At 64.5% G+C, this 16,634-nt stretch carries 16 protein-coding genes; 5 read left to right on the forward strand and 11 right to left on the reverse strand.

The annotated features are described in order from the left end of the window. Nucleotides 1–331: 331 nt before the first annotated feature. Nucleotides 332–1,588, forward strand: a complete 1,257-nt coding sequence (locus AC1DRD_RS03965; protein ID WP_478040385.1) for a dipeptidase — start codon at nucleotides 332–334, stop codon at nucleotides 1,586–1,588. Further along, complete coding sequence (locus AC1DRD_RS03970) at nucleotides 1,585–2,130, forward strand: GNAT family N-acetyltransferase (protein ID WP_478028282.1); 546 nt, start codon at nucleotides 1,585–1,587, stop codon at nucleotides 2,128–2,130. Before AC1DRD_RS03965 ends, AC1DRD_RS03970 begins: the two co-directional genes overlap by 4 nt. Before the next feature lie 23 nt (nucleotides 2,131–2,153). Here AC1DRD_RS03970 and AC1DRD_RS03975 read toward each other — a convergent pair whose 3' ends face one another. The 7 genes from AC1DRD_RS03975 to sseA form a co-directional block, all read right to left on the reverse strand. Beyond that, nucleotides 2,154–2,342, reverse strand: a complete 189-nt coding sequence (locus AC1DRD_RS03975; RefSeq protein WP_478040386.1) for a hypothetical protein — start codon at nucleotides 2,340–2,342, stop codon at nucleotides 2,154–2,156. 10 nt (nucleotides 2,343–2,352) lie between these two features. Next, complete coding sequence (locus tag AC1DRD_RS03980; protein WP_478028286.1) at nucleotides 2,353–2,841, reverse strand: Fur family transcriptional regulator; 489 nt, start codon at nucleotides 2,839–2,841, stop codon at nucleotides 2,353–2,355. Between the two features lie 65 nt (nucleotides 2,842–2,906). Next, nucleotides 2,907–3,293: a MerC domain-containing protein gene (locus AC1DRD_RS03985; protein ID WP_478028287.1), complete on the reverse strand. Its 387-nt coding sequence runs from the start codon at nucleotides 3,291–3,293 to the stop codon at nucleotides 2,907–2,909. A 128-nt stretch (nucleotides 3,294–3,421) separates the two neighbouring features. Then, the gene (locus AC1DRD_RS03990; protein WP_478040387.1) at nucleotides 3,422–4,339 is read right to left on the reverse strand and encodes a TorF family putative porin; all 918 of its coding nucleotides are present in this window, start codon (nucleotides 4,337–4,339) and stop codon (nucleotides 3,422–3,424) included. Nucleotides 4,340–4,538: 199 nt separating this feature from the next. Then, nucleotides 4,539–5,816, reverse strand: coding sequence for a mechanosensitive ion channel family protein (locus AC1DRD_RS03995; RefSeq protein ID WP_478040388.1), 1,278 nt, complete (start codon nucleotides 5,814–5,816; stop codon nucleotides 4,539–4,541). After that, a complete protein-coding gene (metC, locus tag AC1DRD_RS04000) occupies nucleotides 5,813–7,000 on the reverse strand; it encodes a cystathionine beta-lyase (protein ID WP_478040389.1) in 1,188 nt (395 codons plus the stop codon). The genes AC1DRD_RS03995 and metC overlap by 4 nt, the downstream gene beginning before the upstream one ends. Nucleotides 7,001–7,051: 51 nt before the next feature. Then, nucleotides 7,052–7,900, reverse strand: a complete 849-nt coding sequence (gene sseA / locus AC1DRD_RS04005; RefSeq protein WP_478040611.1) for a 3-mercaptopyruvate sulfurtransferase — start codon at nucleotides 7,898–7,900, stop codon at nucleotides 7,052–7,054. A 190-nt stretch (nucleotides 7,901–8,090) separates the two neighbouring features. On the opposite strand from sseA, the gene queF reads away from it, so the two are divergent. The 3 genes from queF (at nucleotide 8,091) to AC1DRD_RS04020 (ending at nucleotide 12,276) form a co-directional block, all read left to right on the forward strand. Then, entirely contained in the window at nucleotides 8,091–8,537 is a 447-nt protein-coding gene (gene queF, locus AC1DRD_RS04010; RefSeq protein ID WP_478028292.1) for a preQ(1) synthase, read from the forward strand. 136 nt (nucleotides 8,538–8,673) lie between these two features. Then, nucleotides 8,674–10,941: a glycosyltransferase family 4 protein gene (locus AC1DRD_RS04015; RefSeq protein WP_478040390.1), complete on the forward strand. Its 2,268-nt coding sequence runs from the start codon at nucleotides 8,674–8,676 to the stop codon at nucleotides 10,939–10,941. Between the two features lie 48 nt (nucleotides 10,942–10,989). Next, a complete protein-coding gene (locus tag AC1DRD_RS04020; protein ID WP_478028296.1) occupies nucleotides 10,990–12,276 on the forward strand; it encodes a glycoside hydrolase family 130 protein in 1,287 nt (428 codons plus the stop codon). Nucleotides 12,277–12,321: 45 nt separating this feature from the next. Here the strand turns inward: AC1DRD_RS04020 and AC1DRD_RS04025 are convergent, their stop codons facing one another. The 4 genes from AC1DRD_RS04025 to AC1DRD_RS04040 all read right to left on the reverse strand — a co-directional run bounded on the left by AC1DRD_RS04025 (nucleotide 12,322) and on the right by AC1DRD_RS04040 (nucleotide 16,603). Then, a complete protein-coding gene (locus AC1DRD_RS04025; protein WP_478028298.1) occupies nucleotides 12,322–14,262 on the reverse strand; it encodes an OPT family oligopeptide transporter in 1,941 nt (646 codons plus the stop codon). A gap of 127 nt (nucleotides 14,263–14,389) precedes the next feature. Beyond that, on the reverse strand, nucleotides 14,390–15,052 hold the full coding sequence (locus AC1DRD_RS04030; protein WP_478040391.1) for a GNAT family N-acetyltransferase: 663 nt from the start codon (nucleotides 15,050–15,052) through the stop codon (nucleotides 14,390–14,392). Between the two features lie 16 nt (nucleotides 15,053–15,068). Then, on the reverse strand, nucleotides 15,069–15,401 hold the full coding sequence (locus tag AC1DRD_RS04035) for a hypothetical protein (RefSeq protein WP_478040392.1): 333 nt from the start codon (nucleotides 15,399–15,401) through the stop codon (nucleotides 15,069–15,071). Further along, nucleotides 15,398–16,603, reverse strand: coding sequence for a M20 metallopeptidase family protein (locus tag AC1DRD_RS04040; protein WP_066808366.1), 1,206 nt, complete (start codon nucleotides 16,601–16,603; stop codon nucleotides 15,398–15,400). Before AC1DRD_RS04040 ends, AC1DRD_RS04035 begins: the two co-directional genes overlap by 4 nt. Nucleotides 16,604–16,634 lie beyond the last annotated feature (31 nt).

The following is a 16,634-nucleotide window of genomic DNA, read 5'->3' on the forward strand; positions in this document are numbered from 1 at the left end:
ATGTAGCCCTCTCCCGCTCGCGGGTGCACCGGGTCGGTCATGCCCCCGGCATGACCTGAACAGCGCGGGGCGCTGTTCACCCGGTGCAGGTTGGGTGAGGGTCTTCTTTCTTCTTCCAAGCGGAGGAGTTCAAGAAGAAGAAAGAAGACCCTCACCTTCCCACCGCCTTCGGCGGTGGGGCCCTCCCTCTCCCACAGGCGGGAGAGGGGCAAATGTCTGACGGCCCCTCAACGAGCGAGAGGGCTGAGCGCAAAGATATTCCCTCCCTGACCTATCCCATAACTCCCGGTAGGACTTGAGCTACCCGCAATCCCGGCTAGGCTCGCGGTCCATGCGCCATGCTTTAGCTCTGCTGCTCGCCGCCCCGCTGATGATCAGCGCCGGTCCCGCTTCGTACGAAACCCGCGTCGCCAATGTCCTGGCCAAGACGCCGTTGATCGACGGGCATAACGACTGGGCGGAGACGCTGACCGACAAAGCGGGCGATGCGCGCTGGACGATGGATCTGACGCGGCTCGATCCGGCCAAGTACAATACCGATATCACCCGGCTGCGCGCAGGGCATGTCGGCGGGCAATTCTGGTCGGTTTACGTTTCGGCCAATCTGTCCGGGCCCGAGCAGGTCAAGGAGACGCTCGATCAGATCGGGCTGATGAAGAGCATTTTCCAGCGCTATCCCAATGTCTTCGCCCCCGCGGTGACGGCGGCGGACGTGCGGCGCATCCACGCCTCGGGCCGGATCGCGTCGATGCTGGGGGTCGAAGGTGGCGGCCAGATCGACGGCAGCTTCTCGGTGTTGCGCGCCTATCGCGCGCTCGGCGCTTCCTATCTGACCCTGACTCACGTCAAGACGATCGAATGGGCGGATTCGGCGACCGACAATCCCCAGCATGACGGGCTGACCAAGTTCGGCGAGGCGGTGGTCCACGAGCTCAACCGGCTCGGCATGCTGGTCGATCTCAGCCACGTGAGCGAGGACACGATGATCGACGCGCTGCGCGTGTCCAAGGCCCCGGTGATCTTCTCGCATTCCTCGGCGCGCGCGCTCGACGACCATCCGCGCGATGTGTCCGACAAGGTGCTGAAACTGCTCGCCCAGAATGGCGGCGTGATCATGGTCAATTATGCCCCGAGCTATGTCTCCGAGGCCCGGCGGCAATGGGAAGCGGCGCGCAACGGTGAAAAGGCGAGCTACAATGCGCCGCCTTATGGCGGGCTCTATATCGGCCAGCCCGATCGCGCGAAGGCGGCGCTGGCGGAATGGGACAAGGCACATCCGCGCCCCGCGGTGACGCTGGCGATGGTCGCCGATCATATCGATCATGTCGTCAAGGTCGCGGGCATCGACCATGTCGGGATCGGATCGGATTTCGACGGCGTGGAAAGCTTGCCCGACGGACTCGACAGCGTCGCCACCTATCCGGCGTTGCTTGCCGAATTGATGCGCCGCGGCTGGAGCGACGAGATGATCGCCAAGCTGGCCGGAGGCAATGTGCTGCGCGTGATGGAAGGCGCCGAGCGTGTGGCCGCGTCGATGGCCAAGGAGCCGCCCGCTACCGCCACTGTATCGATGCTCGACGGTAAATGACGGACGCGCTCAAGACGAGGATCGCGACAGAGGCCGACATTCCCGCAATCTCGGCGCTGATGGATCGCGCGATCGGCGAATTGCAAAGCGACTACCTGACGCCCGAGCAGGTCGCGGCGAGCCGGTTGAGTATGGGGCTCGATACCCAGTTGATCGCCGACGGCACCTATGTCGTGGTCGAGGATGGCGACGGCCGCATCGTCGGCTGCGGCGGCTGGAGCTATCGCGCGACTTTATACGGTGGCGATGCCGGGGCGGTGGCGCGCGATGCGGCGGTGCTAGATCCCGCCAAGGACGCGGCGCGCATCCGGGCAATGTACACCGACCCCGGGTTCACCCGGCGCGGCATCGGCCGGATGGTGCTCGCGGCGAACGAGGCAGCCGCGCGGACGGCCGGGTTCACGCGGGCCGAACTGATGGGCACGTTGGCGGGAGAACCGCTCTATCGCGCATGCGGCTATGAGACGATCGAGCGCGTCGACAGCATGGCGGATCGCGACGTGCCGGTGCCGGGGGTGCGGATGGGGAAGGTGCTGGCCTGAGGACGGCAGCAGATGTCAGGCCGTTACTTCTTCAATCGTTCGGCCAGTTTTTTGCTGACGGGCATCGTAATTTCAACATTGCCCACCTGACCCAAAACCGGTGCCGAAGCGGTCGCTACATATGCGGAACCGGCCGTCGCAACAGGTTCTGGGCACGTGATGTGGCCATTGATCCCACAATTACCGCCAACGTCCCCGTGACCATCGATCATCGATCTTCCTTCAGGAAATTGCGGGTCCCGCGTCCTCGCAGTCCGAACACTTACCCCGCACCTCGATCACCGGGCGCACCGGCGAGAAACCCGCTGCTTCGGCCGCGTGGCGGACATTGTTGGCGATCTTGTCGTCGTCGATATGCGTGGTCTGTCCGCAGCTGTCGCAGACCAGGAAGATGCAATCGTGCAGGCAGTCGGGATGCGCGTTGGCTATATAGGCGTTCGAGCTTTCGACCCGGCGCGCCAGATTGGCACCGACGAACAAATCGAGGATGCGATAGACGCTGTTGGCCGCGACGCGGCGCCCCTCCGTTTTCGACACCGCGTCGGCGATGTCATAGGCGCTGGCCGGCTTGTCGAACTTGGCGAGCGCATCGAAGATGCTCGCGCGCATCGTCGTCCATTGCTCGCCGGATTTCTCCAGCGTCGCCTGCGCGACCTTGGTCAATTCGACGCCGGACGCCTCATGATGGTCGTGATGATGATGTGCGCCCATGCCCGGGAATTTAGGGATTGTGATGGGATAGAGCAATGGCCCAAGCGGGCCGGGTCGCCCAGGGCCTAGTGCGCTGCGCGCCGGTTGAGATCGTGGCCGAGCGCCAGGATCGCGACCCCGATCAGGGTCCACAAAGTCTCGCCGCCATTGCCATGGGGAAGCTGCATCGCGCCGGCCATCATGCCGAGCCCCAGCGATCCGGTGACCGCGGGCGCCATATAGCCATGTTCGAAGATGCCACGCCCCAGCGCCAGCGCGCCCAGGATGATCGCGACGGTCAGTCCGATCTCGTGGAAAGCGGGGTTGAGCAGCATGCCGCCGGCGGTCGAGGCGAGCGCCACGAGCACCGCGCTGGCGAAGCAATGCACCGCGCACAGCCCCGACAGACCCATCGCATAGCGATCGAGCTGGGGGAAACGGGCCAACCAGGAAAGGCGAATCGCGGAATGCATCGAGCGCCCATCTAGGCCTAACCGCGCGACGTTACAATATTACATCAACAAAAATCGGCTGTGCCGGCATCGTCCGCCGACCCAGCGCCAGCGAAACCGGGGGAGCAGGGCTCCCCCGGTCGCGACTGTCAGAACGAAGCCCCGAGCGATACGACCACGCCGCTACGCGCGGCGTTCTTGCCATTGGCCAGGGTGAAGGTGCCATCGGTGTCGACATAGCTGACGCCGAACACCAATTGCTTGTAGGTCAGCGTCGCGCCCAACCCCCAATCGGTATATTCCTTGCCCAGCGACAGCCAACTCGGACCCCAGGTGTGGCCGAGATGCGCCGTCAGCCCGAGCGGAGTCTTCGGGATCGACGCCGACAGGTCGCCGGCGAGATAGACGTTGTCGTTGTTCTTGAACAAGCCGGTCTGGCCCTGGTCGAGTGCCAGCGCTTTTTGCTTGGGTGCGTAATTGACCGTGACCTTGCCGGTCACCGGCCCATAGGTATAGGCGATATCGGCATAAGGCTCGAAGAAATCGCCCTTGCTGTTGTCGCCGGCGGGGCGCGAGCGCGGATAGATGTAATAGAGTACGCCGGCGTCGAACGTGACGCCGCTATAGGTTTTCTTGAACCCGGCGATCGCGTCGATTTCCTGGCTGCCGGTGCCCGAGAAGGTGACATAGCCCGATGTCGACGAGCTCCAGACCGAGGCGTAGAAGCCCGACGAATGGGTGACCGTGAGCGATCCCTGGATCGCGGGCTGCAGGTTCGTCTGCGAAATGCCGCGGAAGCGGTAATCCGAGATCAAGGTCACCGAGCCGTTGATGGTGAAGGCCGGCGGCGGCGCGGTCGGGCCATCGCCCGCGGCAGGAGCGGCGGGCGCCGGTGCCGGATCGTCGACGGTCGCAACCGCGGCAGGGGTGCCGTTATCCGCCGACGTGGATGCCGCGGGCGCAGCCGCTGCATCGGGCGCCGGCGTCGTAGCGGGCAAGGGGTCCGCCAAGGCGGGAGTCGCAATGGCGAGCGCCAGCGCGCCAAGGCTGATGTGAGACAAGCGCATTATCTTCCTTTCGAAGCGAAAAGTGCGTTCGTCCCGCCTGCGGTACCGGTCCAGCCTCTGTATCGGCGAATGCCGATCGGGCCGTTGAGCCGGGTACACGCAGGCAGAGTGCCGATTTTCGCTGCGGTGCACAACACTATTCGACCTCAATAGCGCCTATGAGCGTAACGATGTTGCGCCGATGCAACACTTCAGGAGATCAGTCGGGCCCAGCTGTGCCGACAAGATGAACGTCGCGGCGTGGATAGGGGATGATGATGCCATGGTCGCGGAACAGCAGCCAGAGCCGGTTCAGCACGTCGGAGCGGATACTGCCAACGCCGCTTTCGGGATCGTTGATCCAGACCAGTATATCATGCTCGATGCCGATTTCGCCGAATTTGGTCAGCCAGACGTTGGACTTGGGCATATCGAGCACGCGCGGACTTTCCGCCGTCGCGCGCAGCATCAGTTCCTGCGCGAGCGGCAGATCGCAATCATAGGCGACCGTCACCGGGATGCGGACGCGCACGTTACGGTCTGTATAGGACCAGTTCTCGACTGGCTTGGTCATCAGATCCTCGTTCGGGATCAAATGCTCCTTGCCGTCGCGCGTGATGATGCTGACCGCGCGCACGCCGATCTTGTTGACCCAGCCGACATCCTTGTCGGCGACGACGATGACGTCGCCCGGCTTGATCGAGCGATCGAGCAACAGGATGATCCCGGCGATCAGGTTACCGACCGTTTTCTGGAGGCCGAACCCCACAGCCAGGCCGAGCGCGCCGGAGAATACCGTCAGGCTGGTCAGGCTGATGTCGAGCAAGTCGATGCCGATGAAGAAAGCGAGCGTGATCGTCGCGATCCCGGCCAGCTTTTGCGCGAGCAATTTCTGCGTCGGGTCAAAGCTGCTGGTGCTGACGATGGCGTGACCGACCAGCCGGTTGACCAGGCGGATCGCCGCGAGCAGGCAGATCACGGTCACCAGTACGATGATCACTCGCAGCAACGAAAAGCGCCACGAGCCGAGATCGAAGCCGATCGAATCGAGTGTATTGTTGACCGGTGCAAGCCCGCCGATCGAATGGCTGAAGATCGCGACGAACAGGACGAGCGCGACGCTCCACGCCATCCAGCGCGCGAGGTTGAGGCCGCGCAGGATTTGCGCCGCCATCCGCGCCACCGCGGCGCCCAGGAAAAAGCCGATCAGCCCGGCCGCGAGCGGCGGCCATTGTCCAGCCGCTTGCAGGATCGACAGCAGCAGTGCCGCGGCGCCATGCCGGACCACCGAGGGCACGCGCGGGCCGATCCCCTCGGCATGATGGCCGAGTTGGCGTCGCCACAGCGCCTCGATCGGCGGGCCGAGCCAGCGGCCGGCCAATACGCCGAGCGCAAGCGCCGCGACGATCAAACCGAAGACGATCGCCAATTCGGTCGCCTCGCTGCCGCGCGGGACCGCCAGTCCCTGCGCGCTCAACCAGGCGATCGCGTCGTTCATTCCTGCGCCGCGCGGAACGCCGCGAACGCCTGATCGAGGTCGGCGATCAGGTCGGCTGGGTCCTCGATCCCGATATGGAGGCGGACCAGCGCCCCGCCATGATCGGGCACGCCAAGGGCACGGCGGGGATCGGCGGTGACCGCCAGGCTTTCGAAGCCACCCCAGCTGAAGCCGATGCCGAACAATCGCAGCGCGTCGATGAACGCGGCGCGGCTGGCTTCGGTGCCTCCTTTGAGCGCGAAGGCGAACAACCCGGACGATCCCTTGAAGTCGCGGATGAAGAATTCGTGTCCTGGGCAGCTCGGCAAGGCGGGGTGGAGTACGGTGGCAACCTCCGGCCGCTGCGCCAGCCAGCGTGCGATCTCGAGCGCGCCCGCCTCGTGCTGCTTCAACCGCACGGCCATGGTGCGCAGCCCGCGCGATCCCAGCCAGCAATCGTCGGGGCTGGCGACCTGGCCCAATTGATAGCTCAGATTGCGCAGCTTGGCGAAATAGCCGGGCGCCGCGGTCACCGATCCCAGCATCACGTCGGAATGGCCGACGACATATTTGGTGCAAGCGAGCACCGTCAGGTCGATCCCCTTTTCGATCGCCGGAAAGAGCAAGGGAGTCGCCCAGGTATTGTCGAGGATCGTGACGATGCCCCGTGCCTTGGCCGCGACGACGATCGCCGGGATATCCTGCACCTCGAAGGTCAGGCTGCCCGGGCTTTCGAGCAGGATCGCCTTGGTCTTGTCGGTGAACAGTTCGGCGATGCCGGCACCGATCAGCGGATCGTAATGCCGCGTCGTGATGCCCATCCGCTTGAGGAAGCCGGCGGCGAAATTGGTCGTCGGGTCATAAGCCGAATCGACCAGCAGCAATTCGTCGCCCGGATCGAGCACCGACAGCAACGCGGCCGTGACGGCGGCAACGCCCGAGCAATAGAGGAAGGTATCCTCGGCGCCGGGCTCGAGTTCGGTCAGCGCATCGGCCAGCGCCCATTGCGTCGGCGTCCCGCGGCGGCCGTAATAGAGCCGATGGCGGGTGTCGCCGCGCCCGGTTTCGCGCAGATGCTCGACCGAATCGTAGAGGATCGTCGATGCGCGCCACACTGGCGGATTGACGATCCCCTGCGTCCATTCCCTGCGCCGCCCTGCGGTCACCACGCGGGTAGGGGGCTTGTCGTTCTCATTACCGGCCATCCGCCCGTGCTAGGCCGGGAAGCACGCGCGGACAAGAATCGAGTGCCGATCCTAGGCGGCACCCATCGCCTTGGGGGTCGACATATCTGCTCCCCATTCGGACCAACTGCCGTCGTACAGCGCACCGTCATTGCCGAGCAGGTGGGCGCCGAACAGCAACACCGCAGCGGTGATGCCCGAACCGCAGGTCGTGACCAGCGGCTTCGACAGGTCGACCCCGGCGCGCTCGAACTCCGCCTTGAGCGCGTCGCCGGTCTTCCACGTGCCGTCATCGTTGAGCAGTTGTTTGTATGGCAGGTTCTTCGAGCCCGGGATGTGGCCGGCATGGGTCGCCGGGCGCGGATCGGGTTCCTCGCCGGTGAAGCGCGGACCCGAACGGGCATCGAGCACCTGTTCCACGCCGCTGTCGACATTGGCCTTCATCTGATCGAGCGTTCGGACCTGGCTGTCATCGGCCCAGACGGTGAAGTGGCGGTGGCGATGCTGCGGTTTGCCGCTTTCGACCGGGCGCCCCTCCGCCTGCCATTTGGCGAAGCCGCCGTCGAGGATCGCGACGTCGTGCGCGCCGAACACGCGCAACATCCACCAGGCGCGTGCCGAGGTGTGGTAATGCGAATTGTCGTACAGCACGATGCGGCTGCCGTCGCCGAGCCCGAGCGATTGCATGCGGCTGGCGAATTTCTCGGGCGGGGGCAGCATCGTCGGCAGCGGGCTGTTGAGATCGGCGATCTCCGCGATATCGAAGAACGCCGCGCCCGGAATATGCGCCTTTTCGAACGCGGCCGCGGGATCGCCGTCCGGGCTGCCCGGCACCGAACCGAAATAGGTTGCGTCGACCACGCGAAGGTCGTTCGCTCCCAATTCGTTGGCCAGCCATTCGGTGGTCACCAGCGCGTCCATCATCGTCTCCTCTTACTGTCGATCAACACCAACTCGCCCGGGGAGGAAAGGGACGGCGTGATGATGTTAGCGCGGACCGGTGACGCCGTCGAGGTGGAGGAAAGGATGAATTCATTATCGCGCGGACCTCGCGCCGGCGTCCGCGGCGCGCGGGGTGACGCGCCGGGCACAGCCTCCTATATCCTCCGCCATGAACCCAAAGCATCTTGGCCAGGCGAGCAGCCTGCCCGCATCGCCCGAAGAGGCGGTGCTCGATTACGTCCCCAATCCGCGCCAGGGCCGACCCTATCTGGTCCGCTTCACCGCGCCCGAATTCACCTCGCTCTGCCCGGTGACCGGCCAGCCCGATTTCGCGCATCTGGTGATCGATTACGTGCCGGCGGAAACCATCGTCGAATCGAAGTCGCTCAAACTGTTCCTGAGCTCGTTCCGCAACCATGCCGCGTTCCATGAGGATTGCACGGTCGGAATCGGCGAACGGCTGACCGCCGAGATGAAGCCGCAATGGCTGCGGATCGGCGGCTATTGGTATCCGCGCGGCGGGATCCCGATCGACGTGTTCTGGCAATCGGGACCGGTACCGGATGGTCTGTGGCTGCCCGATCAAGGTGTGCCGACGTATCGTGGACGGGGCTGACCTACCCGGGTTTAACACAGGTCAACGCGAATCCTTTGTTGCAATGCAACATGAACGCAACCATATTCCTTTCAATCCGTTCAGGGAGGTGTGAGTCGGGCAACAATGCCCGGAAATTACTTGTGAAAGGGTCACAATGGCGACTTCGCCTCTTCTGCCCCGTACCAAACACGTCGCGCTGATTGGCAATTTCCTGCCGAGGCAATGCGGCATTGCGACATATACTACCGATACGTATCTGGCGCTCCAGGACCGCTTCCCCGACATCAAGGTCGACGTCTATGCGATGGACGACCGCCCAGAAGGGTACGATTATCCGCCGGAAGTCACCGGCTCGATCGCGCAGGAAGATCGCCTGGCCTATCTGAGCGCCGCGCGCGCGATCGAAGCGAGCGGTGCTCAGGCGGTTTGGATCCAACACGAATATGGCATCTTTGGCGGGCCGGCGGGCGAGCATCTGCTCGCGTTGCTCGACCGGCTGACCATTCCCGTGATCGTGACGCTGCACACGATCCTGGAAACCCCTAATGACGATCAGCGTCGGGTGATGGACGGCTTGCTCAAGCGCGCCGCACGGGTCGTCGTCATGGCCGATATCGGCCGCGACATTTTGATGCGCGTCTATGGCGCCGATCCGCGGACGATCATGATGATCCCGCACGGCGTGCCTGATCGTCCGCTGGTCGATCCCGACACCATGAAATCGCGTTTCGGCTGGGAAGGGCGCAAGGTGTTGCTGACCTTCGGTCTGCTGGCGCCGAACAAGGGGATCGAAAGCGTGATCTCCGCCATGCCCGAGGTGGTAGCAGCCAAGCCCGATGCGCTGTACGTCGTATTGGGCGCCACGCATCCCAATTTGGTCGCGCAGCAAGGCGAGGCCTATCGTGACCGGCTGAAGGCGCTTGCCGCCGAAAAGGGCGTCGCCGACCATGTCCGCTTCATCGACGGCTTTCTCGAGCATGACGAATTGCTCGACTATCTCCAGGCGACCGACCTCTACGTTACGCCCTATACCAACCCCGCGCAGATCACGTCGGGAACCCTGTCCTATGCGGTCGGCGTGGGCAAGGCAGTGGTGTCGACGCCCTATATCCACGCGACCGAAATCCTGGCCGACGGCCATGGCGTGATCGTCGATTTCGGCGATGTCGAGGGCTTTGCACGCGAGATTTCGCGGCTGCTGGCCGACGATGCGGAGCGCGCCGAACTGATGCGGCGCGCTTATGCTCGCGGTCGTACGATGATCTGGCCGCGCCTTGTCGAGGCCGGCATGGCCGGGATCGACGCGATCGTCGCAGCGGCACCGCGACGGATCAGGAGCGCCAAGCCGCTGACCCCGCTCAAGCCGAGCATCGCCGCCGTCGAACGGATGAGCGACGCGACCGGCATGTTCCAGCACGCCGTCCTTTCGGTGCCGGACTTTCGCCACGGCTATTGTATCGACGACAACGTCCGGGCGCTGATGCTGATGACCGCGATCGACGATCTCGACGAGGACAGCCGCGACAAATGGATGACGACCTACGCAGCGTTCATTCAATATGCGTGGAACCCCGACAAAAGGCGTTTCCGCAATTTCATGAACTTCGATCGCACCTGGTGCGAGGACGCGGGGTCGGAAGATTCGAACGGCCGTACGATCTGGGCGCTGGGTGTCACTGCCAAGCGGGCGACGCTCGCCAAGCACCGCGATTGGGCGGCGCGTCTGTTCGACGAGACGGCGGGGATCGCGTTCGATCTGAGCAGCCCGCGATCGCAGGCGTTCGCCATGCTGGGCGCCGCGGCGATGCTGAGCGCGCATCCCGGTCATGCGCGGTCGCGCACGATCCTGGAACGCTTCTCCGCCGATCTGGCCGATCTGCTCCAGGAAACGCGCCGGCCCGAATGGGAATGGTTCGAGATCGTTCTTGCCTACGACAACGCTCGCTTGCCCGAAGCGATGATCCGCGCGGGCATGGCACTCGAGCGCCAGGACCTGATCGAAACTGGCTTGCGTGCACTCGACTGGATCGTGGCCCAGCAGACCAGCCCCGAAGGCCGGTTCCGCGCCGTCGGCACCGAGAGTTTCGGGCGGCCTTATGAAGGGCCGTTGCCGTTCGATCAGCAACCGCTCGAAGCGCAAGCGACGATCGATGCGTGCGCCGCGGCGTTCAAGGCGACCGGCGACGTGCGCTGGGTCGAAGAGGCGAACCGGGCGTATCGCTGGTATCTGGGGCAGAACGACCTCGACCTGCCGCTGGCGACGGTGCAGGACGGCGGCTGTTTCGACGGCCTGATGCCGGGCGGTTTGAACCGGAATCAGGGCGCCGAGTCGATTTTAGCACTGCAATTGGCCTCTTGCGCGATTTCCGCACTTGGAAAGGCAGCCGGAACCGTGGCAGGGACGGGTCGCGCCGTCGCGTAGCAACGACACGCGGCGCCGCTTGGATCAAGGTTGCAAGCGGGATGGCCGTTGCTCGACATATTTCATCACAGCCTCAGGCTGCACGCCGACCCGTCGCGAGTCGTCGTTCGTCCATTCCATATCGGCTGGTCCCCCGTTGGCGGCGGGACCAGCCGGACCGATCGGTTGGTCCGGGCGGTTCTGGCGATGTCGGCGCAGGAAACGCGCGACGAACTTGAGGTCGTGCTCAAGGATTTCGAGGCGCGTCACTGGCAGACGCGCCGCGTGTTCATGACGCGCTATGACGAGATCGAGGATTTGCTCGGGCTCGACGGGCGCGACATCGGTGACGAGAAGCGCCAGCTGATCGGCGCCTATTTCTGCCACGAATATTCCTACGCCGCGGCGGCGCTGATGAACCCCAGCGCGGTGCCGCATTTCGACCAGACCGGCATGCCCAAGGGATCGATGCGCATCCTGATGTCGCTGCGCTCGGTGGGTGAGGGGCACATTTCGTCGGTCGCCTTCCGCGAAGGCATCATCACCTCCGACAATCAGCTCAAGCTCGCCCCCGAACCGCCCTTCGCGACGGCGGCGGACGTCCATGGCAGTGACGAGGAGCATGTGCCGTCCGGACCGGTGACGGTCCACCGTCATCGCGATTCGACTTTGTCGGGCACGGTGATTTTCCCGATCACCGACGCGCAATCGAAGGGGCTGGAGGACCTCCGCCTGGTCCAGTTCCGCCACGACGATGGCGAAGTCGAATGGCTCGGCACCTATACGGCCTATAACGGATCGCAGATCCAGTCGGAGCTGTTGCGCACCCGCGACTTCCGCGCCTTCGACCTGGTGCCGATGACCGGACCCGCGGCGCGCAACAAGGGCATAGCTCTGTTCCCGCGCAAAGTCGGCGGTCGGTACCTGGCGATCGGACGACAGGATGGCGAGAATCTCTTCCTGCTCGATTCGGATCGGCTGACGCATTGGGAGGAAGGCGCGCGCCTGCTCGAGCCGCGTTATCCGTGGGAACTGGTCCAGATCGGCAATTGCGGCCCGCCGATCGAGCTCGACGAGGGCTGGCTGTTGCTGACCCATGGCGTCGGCGCGATGCGTAAATATTCGGTCGGCGCAGTGCTGCTCGACAAGGACGATCCGTCGAAGGTGATCGGGCGCACTATCGAACCGATCCTGGCCGCCAAGGATCAGGACCGCGAGGGGTACGTGCCCAACGTCGTCTATTCGTGCGGCGCGATCCGCCATGGCGACAGCTTGTTCCTGCCGTACGGCGTGGCTGACAGCTCGGTCGCGTTCGCCTTCGTGCCGATCAAGGCGCTGGTCGCGACGCTGGTGTGACGTGATGCCATTTCCCCTCCCGCTAACGGGTGGGGAAATCGCCGATCAGCGCACCATGTTTTTCGTGCGGCTGTAGAGCCAGGCGATCGATCCGAAGAAGACCAGCAAGGCGGCGAGCTCGGCCCATTGGGCATAGCTCACGCCCATGATCCCGGCCGGGATCTCGCCGCCGCGCGCCGCGACGAAGAACGCGAAGCCGACGCCCCACAGGCTTTCGCCGACGATCAGGCCGGTCGCCGCCAGCGTGCCCATCCGCTCGGCGAAATCGGGATTGGCGGTGCGCTGCGCCCAGCGATCGTAGAAATGCCCGATCAGCGCGCCGACCGGGATCAGCAGGGTCAGCGCCATCGGCAGGTAGATGCCCATGCCGACGCCGAGCGGCGGCAAGCGCATCTTGCCCATCTTGCCGAGCGTCTCGTCGATCGCGATCACGATCACACCGATCAATGCGCCCGTCCCGATCAGCCACCAGTCGATGCCCGAGCCGAGAATGCCTTGCGCCAGCGCCGCGATCAGCGATGCCTGGGGGGCCTGCAGCGCGTTGGGACCAGCGCCGGGCATGCCGACGAAGCCGAACGTGTTCTTGAGCAGATCGAGCACGATCGGGATGACCAATGAGCCGAAGATCACTCCGAACACCAAGGCGACCTGTTGCTTCCACGGCGTCGCGCCGACCAGCTGCCCGGTCTTTAGGTCCTGAAGGTTGTCGTTGGAGATCGTCGCCACCGAAAAGACGATACCGGTGGTGAACAGGGCATAAGCGATCAGCGCGCTGGCACGGTGCGGATCGGTCTGGTGCCCGAAAAAGGCGAGCAGGAGCAGCGACGCGCCGACCGCGGCGAGAATGCCGACGCCCGACACGGGACTGTTCGACGCGCCGATCAGGCCGGCCATATAGCCGCACACCGATGCGATCACGACCGCGACGAGGGCGATGTAGATCACGGTGCCGCCGATCACGGCAACCGCATGTTCGCGGATCGGGCCGCCGGCGGAGAACTCCCACAGCAAGACGGCGATCAGCGGCAGCATCAGCAGGATCGTGCCGCCGACGATCGAGATCGGCAGGTCGCGCTCGGTCAATTCGAGCAGTTCGCCCTGACCGCGCGCTCTCGCCGCCGCCATTGCCGAGCGGATGCCGCCGATGATCGGGCCCAGGATCTTGAACAAGGTCCAGATCGCCGCGACGCCGATCGTGCCGGCGCCGACGAAGCGGACCTTGTTGCGGAAGATGTCGGTGACGATCGCGTCGGTCGCGCCGGGAACATGCGCGCTGAGCCACGGCACCAGCCCGACCCAGGCGATCAGCATGCCGAAGAACATCGCCGCGCCGACCGACAACCCGACCAGATGGCCGACGCCGATCAACGCCATCGAGAAACTGGTCGAAACGCCGCTGACGCTCGGGCCGATGCGAAAGTTCTTGGCGGCGTCCGCGGCAACTACCTTGAGCGTCGCGAGCAACTGGAACCCCGCCGAAATCAGCGAAGCGATCACGATGATCCGCAGCCCCTTGGCGTTCTCCTCACCGCCATCGGTGCTGGTGCCGACCTTGAGCACCTCGGCCGCCGCGACCCCTTCGGGATAGGGCAGGTCGGACCCGGTCACCAGCGCGCGCCGCAAGGGGACCGAGAACATCACCCCCATGATGCCGCCGGTCGCACACACCGCGACCGTCGTCCAATAGGGAAAGCCTTGCCACCAGCCGACCAGGATCAGCCCGGGCAGCACGAAGATGATCGCCGATAAAGTCCCTGCCGCCGACGCGATCGTCTGGACGATGTTGTTCTCGACGATATTGCTGCCCGGCAGCATCCGCAGGATCGCCATCGAGATCACCGCCGCGGGGATCGACGTGGCGAAGGTCAGCCCGACCTTCAGCCCGAGATAGACGTTGGCCGCTGTGAACAGGATGGTGATGATGCCGCCCAGGATCACGCCGCGAATGGTAAGCTCGGCGATCGGGCGGGTGGTGGCGGTGGTCATGCGCAAAACCCGGTTTAGTGTTCAAGGTGCCGGCGCGGTATGACCGTTGTGCGTCGGACTGTGTGTCGCCGCGCTGAACGGAAATCGCCCCGGTTGTCTGCCCGGAACGTGGCACATTATTGCGGGTCTAGGACAGAAGATTCTGCGTCGCTGGCAGCGAGGCCGTGGTGTAGTCGCTGTGCAACGACCAGCCGAGCGATGTGTAGAGCTCGCGACCAGCCGGCGTCGCACAGAGCATCGCCTCTTTGATACCCGATTGCCGCGCCTTGGCTGCCAGCGCGCGCATGATCGCGCTGCCCAGGCCGCGGCGCTGATATTGATCGGCGGTACGGATGCGGTCGAACACGATCAGGTCATCGACCGCTACGATTCGGCCGCGCGCGGCTTCTTCACCGGCAGCGCCTAATATATGCGCAAACGTAATGGAGTTGCTGTATGTGATGCGTAATTCGAATTCAGCTGGAAAGGCTGGCGCCCGGTCGAGCATGACCGACAAAGGTGCGGTCATCATATAGCCGGGCGTGGCGATCTCCCAGTCATGGGGCAATAGCGGGCGGACAGCGTCGGCCGGCGCGCAGATCTTGAGGTAAAGCAACGAACGGCCGATGCTCGCGGCAAGCGGACGGATTGCATCGGCGTCGAGCTGCGCGAAGATGTAGCGGCCGATCTGGTCGGGCTGATCGACATGGATATAGAGACCGCCGTGGCGCGCCACCGGCATCGCCGCGCCGCGCGAAATCGCCCAGGCATCCGCCCAGCGGGCGATCAGGTCGGGATCGGCAACGAGCATCGCTCAGTACGGACCTTCAGTCGGTCTTGGGGATCAGGCCATATTCGACGTTGAGGTCGAGCAGGCGATGGCCATGGATCGATCTCGCCTCGATATCGACCACCACGACCAGGAAGATGTCGGGCCGGTCGGTCTCGATGATGATCTGGTCATAGCGGCCGCGCGCGTCCTGATAGACGCGATCGACATCGTCGAAACTCTCCACGCCGAGCGACTTGGGGTCGAGCGAATCGACATAAGGCCAGATGTCGATGTCGAGATCGGAATCCTCGTCGTCGGTGACGTCGGGCATCGGCTCGTCGAAGCACGCGGCGAATTCGGCCGCGCTCAATTCGCGCGGCGTGGTCAATCGAACCCGTTCTCAAGGAAGCGTTCGGCATAGGCGCAATGCATCGCGATGCCCTTGGCCATGACCGATTCCTCGATCGTCATCTTGGTATTGTGGAGCGGCGGGTTCTTGGCGGGCTCGGAACCCTCGGGCGCGACACCGATGAACGCCATCGCGCCGGGCACTTCGCGCAGGACATAACTGAAATCCTCGCCGCCCATGATCGGCGCCGGCATCGGCTGCCACTGGCCGGGCTCGAGGTCCTCGGAAATCTGCTTGAGCAGCGACACCGCGCGCGGATCGCACATCGTCACCGGATAGCCGTCGTCGATCCGCACATCGGCGGTGCAGCCATGCGCGATGGCGATATTCTCGGCGATGCGTTTCAACCCTTCGCGCGCCTTTTCGCGCGTCTTCTGGCTGAGCGTACGCAGCGTGCCGATCATCTGCACTTCGTCGGGGATGATGTTGTAGGCACTGCCCGCCTCGATCTTGGTGATCGACAGTACGGCGGGGTCGGTCGCCGGAATCTGGCGCGCGATGAACACCGACAAAGCGGTGACGATCTCGGCCGCGACTGGAATCGGGTCCATCGCATCATGCGGCATGGCGGCATGGCCACCAGCGCCGCGGATGGTGAAATTGAGCGCGTCGGTCGAGGCGAGCAGGGCACCCGGGCGCGTCTGGATCGCACCGGCGCGCGCGTTGGGATAGATGTGGAGTGCGAAGGCGCTGTCGGGGCGCTCGATATCGAGCAGCCCGTCCTCGATCATGAAGCGCGCGCCGTGATGGCCTTCCTCGCCCGGCTGGAACATGAAGACGACGGTGCCGGGCAGGCTGTCCTTGCGCGCGGAAAGGGCACGTGCGGCGCCGACCAGCATCGAGCAGTGGCTGTCATGGCCGCAGGCATGCATCGCATTGGGCACCTGGCTGGCGAAATCGAGCCCGGTCTCCTCGGGCATCGGCAGCGCGTCCATATCGCCGCGCAACAACACGGTGCGGCCATTGTCGCCGCCGCCGCGCAGGATCGCGATGAAGCCGGTGGTCGAGGTCGATTCGTGGATTTCGAGCGGCAATCCGTCGAGCGCGGCGCGCAGCTTCGCAGTGGTGCGCGGACATTGGTTGCCGATTTCGGGATCGGCATGGATTGCGCGTCGCAGTGCCACCACGTCGGCGAGTTCTGCCTCGCCGGCGGCAATCCAGTCGGTGGAGAAGTCATTCATCGCTATCGTCCTCGAGTCTCGATCGCACGCT

The sequence above is a fragment of the Sphingomonas sp. P4_G2 genome, assembly GCF_056401155.1.